Origin of the sequence: Nocardioides sp., from assembly GCF_964228225.1 — a bacterium.
In the GTDB taxonomy this organism is placed as follows: domain Bacteria; phylum Actinomycetota; class Actinomycetes; order Propionibacteriales; family Nocardioidaceae; genus Nocardioides.
Window position 1 is genome coordinate 1 of the sequence record NZ_CAXQZB010000085.1, and the last position, 7,113, is coordinate 7,113.

Annotated in this window: 7 protein-coding genes; 3 read left to right on the forward strand and 4 right to left on the reverse strand. The window is 71.0% G+C overall.

The features are described 5' to 3' along the window. From ACERUJ_RS19695 to ACERUJ_RS19710, 4 genes are all read right to left on the reverse strand, one after another. A partial coding sequence (locus ACERUJ_RS19695) for a DUF6127 family protein (protein ID WP_370250671.1) occupies positions 1-192 on the reverse strand: 192 nt, incomplete at its 3' end. Between the two features lie 94 nt (positions 193-286). Beyond that, positions 287-1,633: an AMP-binding protein gene (locus ACERUJ_RS19700; protein ID WP_370250673.1), complete on the reverse strand. Its 1,347-nt coding sequence runs from the start codon at positions 1,631-1,633 to the stop codon at positions 287-289. Between the two features lie 145 nt (positions 1,634-1,778). Continuing rightward, a complete protein-coding gene (locus ACERUJ_RS19705) occupies positions 1,779-2,660 on the reverse strand; it encodes an oxidoreductase (RefSeq protein WP_370250675.1) in 882 nt (293 codons plus the stop codon). 123 nt (positions 2,661-2,783) lie between these two features. Beyond that, positions 2,784-3,827, reverse strand: coding sequence for an LLM class F420-dependent oxidoreductase (locus ACERUJ_RS19710; protein ID WP_370250676.1), 1,044 nt, complete (start codon positions 3,825-3,827; stop codon positions 2,784-2,786). A gap of 58 nt (positions 3,828-3,885) precedes the next feature. On the opposite strand from ACERUJ_RS19710, the gene ACERUJ_RS19715 reads away from it, so the two are divergent. Genes ACERUJ_RS19715 through ACERUJ_RS19725 form a run of 3 tightly spaced genes read left to right on the forward strand, consistent with a single transcriptional unit; the run spans position 3,886 to position 7,071 of the window. Then, positions 3,886-4,842, forward strand: coding sequence for a Zn-ribbon domain-containing OB-fold protein (locus tag ACERUJ_RS19715; protein WP_370250678.1), 957 nt, complete (start codon positions 3,886-3,888; stop codon positions 4,840-4,842). 13 nt (positions 4,843-4,855) lie between these two features. Next, positions 4,856-5,908, forward strand: a complete 1,053-nt coding sequence (locus ACERUJ_RS19720) for a thiolase domain-containing protein (protein WP_370250680.1) — start codon at positions 4,856-4,858, stop codon at positions 5,906-5,908. Then, the gene (locus tag ACERUJ_RS19725) at positions 5,908-7,071 is read left to right on the forward strand and encodes a thiolase domain-containing protein (RefSeq protein ID WP_370250681.1); all 1,164 of its coding nucleotides are present in this window, start codon (positions 5,908-5,910) and stop codon (positions 7,069-7,071) included. Before ACERUJ_RS19720 ends, ACERUJ_RS19725 begins: the two co-directional genes overlap by 1 nt. Positions 7,072-7,113: the final 42 nt, after the last annotated feature.

Here is a 7,113-nt window from a genome sequence, read left to right on the forward strand (position 1 = left end):
TGCTTCGAGCAGATCGCGCAACTCACGAATGTCGCGCGCGGCATGGCCGTTTTCCAGGCCGAGATGGGCAAGGCAACGCTCAGCCCCGCGTTCGGCGGCGCGGGTGAGCAAATCATCGAGATCTTCGGCGCGCAGATTCAACACGGGTTCGACTGGCAGTTCGGGGGGAAGGGATTGCAGTTCATCAGACATGGAGGACTCCTCAACAAACACAAATGCCCGCGCTGGCATGCCAGGCGGGCGCAACAAAACGGGGTTCAACAGAAGATGGGCGAATCAGCGTGGGTCAGGCGCCGATGGTGAGATCGGCGGTATGCACCGCCGGGTGCTCGGCCACGCCGTCTTCCACTTCGCGCGGAAAGACGTTGAAACCTCCGGTGACGATCATGTCCTTGACGCGGTCGACGATGTACCAGAAGCCCTCCTCGTCCTCCCGCGCCAGGTCACCGGTGTGCAGCCAGCCGCCACTGAAGGTCTTGGCGGTCTCCTCAGGCAGGTTCCAGTACCCCCCGCAGAGCAGCGGTCCGGACACGCAGATCTCCCCGACCTCGCCCCGGGCCACCGGCTTGCCGTCGGGGTCGAGCAGTGCGGTGCGGGCGAACAGCGTCGGGCGTCCGCACGAAGTCAGTCGATCGGCGGTGTGTTCCCCCTTGGCCAGATAGGTGATCACCATCGGTGCCTCGGACTGTCCGTAGTACTGCGCGAAGATCGGCCCGAACCGGCGGATCGCCTCGGCGAGGCGTACCGGATTCATCGCGGAGGCCCCGTAGTACACCGTCTGCAGCGACGACAGGTCGCGGGTGTGCGAATCCGGGTGGTCCATCAGGGCGTAGATCATCGAGGGCACCAGCATGGTCGCGGTGATCCGCTGCTCCTCGATGGTGCGCAGCACCTCGGCCGGGTCGAACCGGCTCAGGACGTAGAGCGAGCCGCCCTTGATGACGGTCGGGGTGAAGAACGCCGCGCCCGCGTGGGACAGCGGGGTGCACATGAGGAACCGCGGCTCGGCCGGCCACTCCCACTCGCTGAGCATGATCTGGGTCATCGTCGACATCGCCTGCGCGGTGCCGATGACGCCCTTGGGCTTGCCGGTCGTGCCGCCGGTGTAGGTGATCGAGACGACGTGGTCCGGCGGCAGCGTGCGCGCCGTCAGCGGCTGCGGGGCGAACTGCGCGGCGGCGGCCACGAGGTCGGTGGCCCGACCCTCCAGCTCGGCCGGCACCGGGCCGATCGTGAGCACCTGGGTGAGCCCCGGGCACTTCTCCAGCAGGGCAAGCGCCCGCTCGGTGAAGTACGGGTCGATCACCAGCGTCGAGATGCCGGCGTCGTTGATGACGTAGGCGTGGTCGTCGGCGCTGCCCAGCGGGTGCAGGCTGGTGCGCCGGTAGCCCTGGGTCTGCCCCGCGCCGATGATGTAGAGCACCTCGGGGCGGTTGAGCGCCAGCAGCGCCCCCGCCGTCCCGGTGCCGGCCCCCAACGACTCGAACGCCTGGATGTACTGGCTGATCCGGTCGGCGGTCTGACCCCCGGTGAGGGTGGTGTCGCCGAGGAACATCACCGGCTTGTCGCGGTGACGCCGCAGGGCCGCCACCATCAGGTTGCCGTTGTGCGTGGGCGTGCGCAGGTCGCTCATGCCCGCAGACTAGAACGTGTTCTAGGTTCGTGTCACCGGGCCCCGACAGTTTGCTCGGTTGGCCGAGCAAACTGTCGCTTCAAGGGCTCCAGACGGCCGGATGGCGACGGTTTGCTCGGCTGACCGAGGAAACCGTCGCACCGCCTCAGCCCCCGATGCCCTCGAGCTCGAGGAGCTCCTCCTCGGTGAGGACGACGTCGGCGGCGGCGACGTTGGCGCGCAGGTGGTCGGGGTTCGAGGTGCCGGGGATGACGGCGATGTTCGGGGAGCGCTGGAGCAGCCAGGCCAGCGCGACGGTCTGGGGCGTGGCGCCGCGCGCGGCGGCGACGTCGTCGAGGATCCGCGACTGCAGCGGCGTGAACCCGCCGAGCGGGAAGTACGGCACGAACACGGTGCCGTGGCCGTCGGCCGCGAGCAGGTCGATCAGCGGGTCGTGGTCGCGGCGGGCGAGGTTGTACTCGTTCTGCACGCACACCACGGGCGCGATCGTGCGGGCCAGGCGCACGTGCTCGCCGTCCACCTCACTGAGCCCGAGGTGGCGCACCTTGCCCTGGTGCACCAGGTCGGCCAGCACCCCGAACGCCTCCAGGAACCGCTGCTCCCCCGCGATGGGCGGCATCACCCGCAGGTTCACGACGTCGAGCGCCTCCAGGCCGAGGTGGCGCAGGTTGTCCTCGACCGCCGAGACGAGCAGGTCCGGGCGCACGGCCGGCAGCCAGTCGCCCTTGTCGTTGCGGCGGGCGCCGACCTTGGTGACGATCACCAGGTCCTCGGGGTAGGGGTGCAGGACCTCGCGGATCAGCTGGTTGGTGAGGTGGGGGCCGTAGAAGTCGCTGGTGTCGAGGTGGGTGACCCCGAGGTCGACGACGCCGCGCAGGACCGCCCGCGCCGCCTCGGGATCGCGCGGCGGACCCATCACGCCGGGGCCGGCCAGCTGCATCGCCCCGAACCCGAGTCGCGAGATCGGGCGGTCCCCCAGCCGGAGGGTGCCGCCGGGCGCGGTCGGGACGGAGGTGGAGGCGCTCATGCCTCCACTCTCGCGCCCCGATCGCCGCGGCAGCACGCCCGCTCGGGTGGCGTCGACGGCGGACCGACCGGGATCACCCGGGGTCAGCCGGGATCGGCCTGGATCAGCCGGACGCCGGTGGCCTCAGGCCAGCAGCTCGGCCGTGCGACGGATCTCCTCGGCGTTGCGGAAGGACAGCAGCAGCGTCGTGACGCCGGTGTCCTCCCAGGCCGCGACCTTGTCCTGGACCTCGGCGGGGGTGCCGATGATGTGGAGGTCGTCGACGAGCTCGTCGGGGATGAGCGCGGTGGCCTTGTCCTTCTCCCCGGACAGGTAGAGCTGCTGCACCTGGGCCGAGAGCTCCTCGTAGCCCATGCGCGTGAAGACCTGGTTGTGGAAGTTCATCGACTCCGCCCCCATGCCGCCCATGTAGAGCGAGACGTAGGGCTTCATCGCGTCGATGACCATCTGCTTCTGCTCGGCGTTCTCGACGATCTGCATGTGGCAGGTGGCGGCGATCTCGAAGGTCTCGCGGGTGCGCCGCGCGCCCGGTCGCGCGAAGCCCTCGTCGAGCCAGGGCTGGTACATCCCGGCCGACTTGGGGGTGTAGAAGATCGGGATCCAGCCGTCGGCGATCTCGGCGGTCTGGGCGACGTTCTTGGGGCCCTCGGCGCCCAGCCAGATCGGGATGTCCGCGCGCAACGGGTGGGTGATCGGCTTGAGCGGCTTGCCCAGCCCGATCGAGCCCTCGCCACGGAACGGCAGCGGGTAGTGGGGGCCGTCGTTGGTGACCGGCGCCTCGCGGGCCAGCACCTGGCGGATGATGTCCACGACCTCGCGGGTGCGGGCCAGCGGCTTGGCGAACGGCTGGCCGTACCAGCCCTCCACGACCTGGGGGCCGCTCACGCCCATGCCGAGGATCAGCCGGCCACCGGTGAGGTGGTCCAGGGTGAGTGCGTGCATCGCGATCGAGGTCGGGGCGCGCCCCGACATCTGCACGATCGAGGTGCCCAGCCGCACGCGCGAGGTGTCCTTGCCCCACCACGCCAGCGGCGTGAAGGCGTCCGACCCCCAGGCCTCGGCGGTGAAGATCGCGTCGAACCCCGACTCCTCGGCGGCCGCCACGAGCTCGGCGACGCCGGTCGGCGGCTGTGCCTGCCAGTACCCCAGCTGCAGTCCCAGTTTCATGGACGACACTCAACCAGAAGTGTTGTGCTCTGGGTAGAACGTGTTCTACTTTCGGGCCATGTCCCGCACGCTCTCGGCGCCGGTCACCGTCGCCTTCGACTACACGCGCTCGACCGGGCCCGTCCTCGGCCGCTTCTTCACCGGCCTGCGCGACGGCGTCGTCGTCGCCGGCCGCACCAGCGACGGCGCCGTCGTCGTGCCGCCGCCCGAGTACGACCCCGTCACGCACGCCCAGCTCACCGACTTCGTCGAGGTGTCCTCCGTCGGCACCGTGACGTCGTGGACGTGGGTCCCGGAGCCGGTCAAGGGCCAGCCGCTGGACCGGCCCTTCGCCTTCGCCCTGGTCACCCTCGACGGCGCCACCGCCCCGCTGCTGCACGCCCTCGACGTCGCCTCCCCCGACGACGTCCGCACCGGCATGCGCGTGCGCATCCGGTGGGCGACCGAGCGCCAGGGCCACATGACCGACATCGCCTGCTTCGAGCCGGCCCCCGACGAGACGCCGCTGCCGGTGGCACCCGCCGGGGCGGTGGACCCCGTCACCGGGATCATCGCGCCGGTCAGCCTGGACTACGTCTACGCCGCCTCCCCCGAGGAGAGCGCGTTCTACCGGGGCCTGGAGCAGGGCAAGATCGTCGGCCAGCGCTGCCCCACCTGCCGCAAGGTGTACGTGCCGCCGCGCAGCGCCTGCCCCGCCGACGGCACCCCCACCGCCGAGGAGATCGAGCTCTCCGAGACCGGCACGGTCACGACGTTCTGCATCGTCAACGTCCCGTTCCTGGGCCAGCGGATCACCCCGCCCTACGTCTCGGCCTACATCCTGCTCGACGGCGCGGACATCGCGTTCCTGCACCTGATCCTGGACTGCCCGGCCGAGGACGTGCACATGGGCATGCGGGTCAAGGCGGTCTGGAAGCCCCGCGAGGAGTGGGGCACCACGATCGAGAACATCAGCCACTTCGCGCCGACCGGTGAGCCGGACGCGGACTACGAGACCTACCGTCACCACCTCTGAGAGCGAGCACACGATGAGAGACGTCGCCGTCGTCGGGTTCGCCCAGCGACAGATGAAGGACTTCGACGGGTCCCCCACCTGCGTGGAGATGCTCGTCCCCCTGTTCGCCGAGTGCTACGAGCAGACCGGCTGGACCCGGGCGGACGTCGGGTTCTGGTGCTCCGGCTCCTCGGACTACCTGGCCGGACGCTCGTTCTCGTTCGTGCAGGCGGTCGACGCCATCGGCGTCATCCCGCCCGTGAACGAGTCCCACGTCGAGATGGACCTGGCCTGGGCGCTCTTCGAGGCCTGGCTGAAGATCCAGACCGGCGAGGTGGACACCGCGCTGGTCTACGCCTTCGGCAAGAGCTCGGCCGGCGTGCTGCGCCGCACCCTGGCGCTGCAGCTGGACCCCTACACGATGACCCCGCTGTGGCCCGACACCGTGTCGCTGGCGGGCCTGCAGGCCCGCGCCGGTCTGGACGCCGGCCTGTGGGACGAGACCGCGATGGCCGAGGTCGCCCACCGCAGCCTCACCGACGCCGAGCGCAACGAGCACGCCCTGCGCAAGGGCGGCTCCTCGGTGGCCGAGCTCCTCGCGAAGCCGATGTACGCCGACCCGCTGCGCAAGCACGACTGCGCCCCGGTCACCGACGGCGCCGCCGCGCTGGTGCTCGCCGCCGGCGACAAGGCCCGCGAGGTGCGCGAGCGTCCCGCCTGGATCACCGGCTTCGGTCACTCGATCGACCCGATGAGCATGGGCACCCGCGACCTCACCCGCTCCGGCTCCGCGCAGCGCGCGGGCGCCGCGGTGGACCTCGCCGGGGTGGAGGTGGCCGAGCTGCACGCGCCGTTCAGCCACCAGGAGCTGATCCTGCGCCGCGAGCTCGGGCTGGGCGACGACGTGCGGATCAACCCCTCCGGCGGCGCCCTCACCGGCAACCCCATGTTCTCGGCCGGCGGCATCCGCATCGGCGAGGCCGCCACCCGGATCTGGGACGGCGAGGCCGGCAAGACGCTGGGCCACGCGACCTCGGGTCCGGCCCTGCAGCAGAACCTCGTGTGTGTCATGGAAGGACGTGCCTGATGGGCAAGCAGCCCGCCGCCGTGGTCGGCATCGGCCAGACCCACCACCGCGCCCGCCGCGACGACGTCTCGATGGCCGGTCTGTGCCGCGAGGCGATCGACCGGGCTCTGGCCGACGCCGGCATGACGCTGGACGAGATCGACGCGATCGTCGTCGGCAAGGCCCCCGACCTGTTCGAGGGCGTGATGATGCCCGAGCTGTTCCTCGCCGAGGCGCTCGGCGCGGCCGGCAAGCCGCTGCTGCGCGTGCACACGGCCGGCTCGGTGGGGGGCTCGACCGCCATCGTCGCCGCGTCGCTGGTGCAGTCCGGCGTGCACCGCAAGGTGCTGACGGTGGCCTACGAGAAGCAGTCGGAGTCCAACGCCATGTGGGCGCTGTCGGTGCCGGTGCCGTTCAACATGCCGGTGCACGCCGGCGCGGGCGGCTACTTCGCCCCGCACGTGCGCTCCTACATCCGCCGCTCCGGCGCCCCCACCCACGTCGGGGCGATCGTGGCGGCCAAGGACCGCAACAACGCGCTGAAGAACCCCTACGCGCACCTGCACAACGAGGGCACCACCGTGGAGTCGGTGCTGGCCTCGCAGATGCTGTGGGACCCCATCCGCTACGACGAGACCTGCCCGTCCTCCGACGGCGCCTGCGCGCTGGTGATCGTCGACGAGGACATCGCCAAGGCCTCGCCCAACCCGGCGTGGATCCACGGCACGGTGATGCGGTCGGAGGCCACCACCGCCGCGGAGCGCGACCAGGTGAACCCGCAGGCCTCCCGCGACGCCGCCGCCGCGCTGTGGAAGCAGGCCGGCATCACCTCGCCCGTCGACGAGATCGACGCCGCCGAGATCTACGTGCCCTTCTCCTGGTTCGAGCCGATGTGGCTGGAGTCGCTGGGCTTCGCCGCCGAGTACGAGGGCTGGAAGCTCACCGAGTCCGGCGGGACGGCGATGGACGGCCGGCTCCCGGTCAACTGCTCCGGCGGCGTGCTGTCCTCCAACCCGATCGGCGCCTCGGGCATGCTGCGCTTCGGTGAGGCGGCGCTGCAGGTGCGTGGCCTGGCCGGGGAGCACCAGATCGACGGCGCCCGCCGCGCGCTGGGCCACGCCTACGGCGGCGGGTCGCAGTTCTTCGCGATGTGGGTCGTGGGCGCGCAGAAGCCGACCTCCTGACCGATCCGGACACCGCGGACGACGTACGGGCCGGGGGCCCCC

Coding starts and splice junctions, on each gene's coding strand:
- ACERUJ_RS19700 (WP_370250673.1), bottom strand. CDS start 1,633: ATGAGCGACCTGCGCACGCCCACGCACAACGGCAACCTGATGGTGGCG.
- ACERUJ_RS19705 (WP_370250675.1), bottom strand. CDS start 2,660: ATGAGCGCCTCCACCTCCGTCCCGACCGCGCCCGGCGGCACCCTCCGG.
- ACERUJ_RS19710 (WP_370250676.1), bottom strand. CDS start 3,827: ATGAAACTGGGACTGCAGCTGGGGTACTGGCAGGCACAGCCGCCGACC.
- ACERUJ_RS19715 (WP_370250678.1), top strand. CDS start 3,886: ATGTCCCGCACGCTCTCGGCGCCGGTCACCGTCGCCTTCGACTACACG.
- ACERUJ_RS19720 (WP_370250680.1), top strand. CDS start 4,856: ATGAGAGACGTCGCCGTCGTCGGGTTCGCCCAGCGACAGATGAAGGAC.
- ACERUJ_RS19725 (WP_370250681.1), top strand. CDS start 5,908: ATGGGCAAGCAGCCCGCCGCCGTGGTCGGCATCGGCCAGACCCACCAC.